Raw genomic sequence first — 2,280 nt, forward strand, 5'->3', positions numbered from 1 at the left:
AACAACCTTGTATTCGCTGGGTCACGCAGGCGGGTGGAAGCCTTGGCGGACAGGCTGCGGATGCGGTCCGAAAAAGCCGGTGTTCCGAACGAGTTCTTTCCCCACCACGGCAGCCTCTCGAAGGAATTGCGGGAGGAACTCGAAGACAGGCTGAAACAGTCCAACCTGCCTACGACAGCGGTCGCTACGACGACGCTGGAACTCGGCATCGATATTGGATCGATCAAGTCGGTGGCCCAGGTCGGGGCGCCGCGGTCGCTCGCGTCGCTTCGCCAACGTCTGGGACGCAGCGGCCGGCGGCGCGGCGTTCCTGCAATCTTTCGTATGTATGTGCGAGAGCGAAATCTCGGACAGGATTCCGACCCGCTCGATCACCTGAGACTGGAGACGGTGCGTGCAGTTGCTGCTGTGCGCCTGCTCGTCGCGAAGTTCGTCGAGCCGCCTTCTACCGTCGATGCCGTCGCGACCGTCGCGCTTCACCAGACGCTCTCCGTGATCGCGCAGGAGGGAGGCCTGCGCGCTGATCGCCTTTTCGAGATGATATGCTCGGGCGGTCCGCTTTCCGTTTTGGGAAAGGGCGACTACGTCGAACTGCTGCGCGGCGTGGCTTCGGCGGACAATCGGCTGCTGGAGCAGGCGCCGGATGGTACCGTCATGCTCGGCGAAATGGGGGAGCGGCTTACGGCTGGCCGCGACTTCTACGCCGTGTTCTCGACGGACGAGGAGTGGCGGATCGTCTGCGGCGGGCGGACGCTTGGCGCCATCCCTATCTCGAATCCGGTCGCCGTCGGAGTGGTGATCGCGTTCGCAGGGCAGCGCTGGCGTATCGCATCGGTGGACGACCGCAGCAAGGTGCTCGAGGTCGAGCGGCATCGGTCCGGAAAGATTCCTCAGTTCGACAACGTGATGAGCGAACCTGTCCACGACAGGCTCTCGGCCGAGATGCGAGCGGTCCTGGAAGGCGGCGACATTCCCGCTTATCTCGATGCGGCCGCCGCTGACTTTCTGGGCCAGGGGAGGGAAGCCTATCTGGAGCTCGGACTGCGGCAGACCAGATTCCTGCCGGCAGGGAAGGATACGCACGTTTTGACCTGGAGAGGCACCGAAGCCAATGCCGTTCTCGCCTTCACGATGGTTTCTGCCGGTCTTGAATGCGCGGCACACGAAGTGGGTGTGACAGTTCTGGAGACTACGCCCGGAGAAGCCGAGGCGGTCCTTCGCCAGGTAGCTGAACGCCCACCGGATATTCAGTCCATTTCGGAGTTCGTCGAGAACCTCGAGACGGCGAGGTTTGACGGAATGGTCCCTGAGCGTCTGCTGAGACGGCTGTGGGCGAAAGCACGAGGGAACATAGGGAAAGAGATTGGAGCGATCGCGGGGGGATTGTTCGATCAGCGCGGCTGAATCCGGCTGTTGCAGAAAGAATCCCCAGTCTCGATCGCGAGCAATCGCATTCGGAAGCGTGGCGCCATGTCCGGGATGGAGCGAGGTAGCAGCGAAGAAATTGTGGGCGCTCGGCGGGAGACTCCGATCACCCTTGCCGAATTGTTGTCTTGCACAGCGGACGGCAAGCGACTTGTCGCGGATCTCATCGACACAGGTTTGCCAGTCCATATCAATGATGTTGCATCAGGTCTTGCATGCCGATGCGTTTGCTCTGGTTGTGGTAGGCGCGTGGTCGCGCACAAGGGACCCTATAGGCGGCATTTCCAGCATGCGGCCGAAACGGATGGGGCGACCTGCGGTTCCGCAGGCGAGACTGCGCTCCACAAGTTCGCCAAGGAGACACTTCAACGGGCACTCAAGTTGCGCTTAGAGGGCCTGACCGAGAGCGACGGACGGCACTCAGTTGTCGTGGTGAAGGAACAGGAGTTCGAGTTCGACGACGCCGTGCTCGAAAAGCGGGAAGGTGACATCGTCCCTGACGTGGTCTGCCGGAAAGGAGACCGCATTCTCTATGTCGAGTTCAAGGTGACGCACGGTTGCGACTTGGAGAAACTCGAGAAGCTAAGGCGTCTGGGCGTGGGAGCGATTGAGATCGATCTTTCCCGTTACCGTGATTGCCCGCTGGCAGAGCTTTCGAATGCAATCCTGACTGAAGCGCCACGGGCCTGGCTCCATAATCCGAAGATTCCAGCTGCCAGGAACCGACTGGCGGAACTTGAGCGCGAGAGACTTGCCGCCATTGATGAAAAGGCGCGAGAGCTACTCGAAAAACTACCATCGTTGCAGGGTCCGGCCGGGACGGTGGGCGCTTGGGAGGAGGCTGCAGTCCTACGT

The 2,280-nt window shown here is 61.3% G+C and carries 1 protein-coding gene and 1 pseudogene; both read left to right on the forward strand.

What is annotated here, in order from left to right:
- On the forward strand, window positions 1-1,404 hold a 1,404-nt coding region (locus EOA38_RS34070), incomplete at its 5' end, for a helicase-related protein (protein ID WP_281060152.1).
- Window positions 1,405-1,674: 270 nt separating this feature from the next.
- Window positions 1,675-2,280: pseudogene (locus tag EOA38_RS34075) on the forward strand (hypothetical protein); the annotation flags it as partial.

It is taken from the genome of Mesorhizobium sp. M1E.F.Ca.ET.041.01.1.1 (assembly GCF_003997355.1).
In the GTDB taxonomy this organism is placed as follows: domain Bacteria; phylum Pseudomonadota; class Alphaproteobacteria; order Rhizobiales; family Rhizobiaceae; genus Mesorhizobium.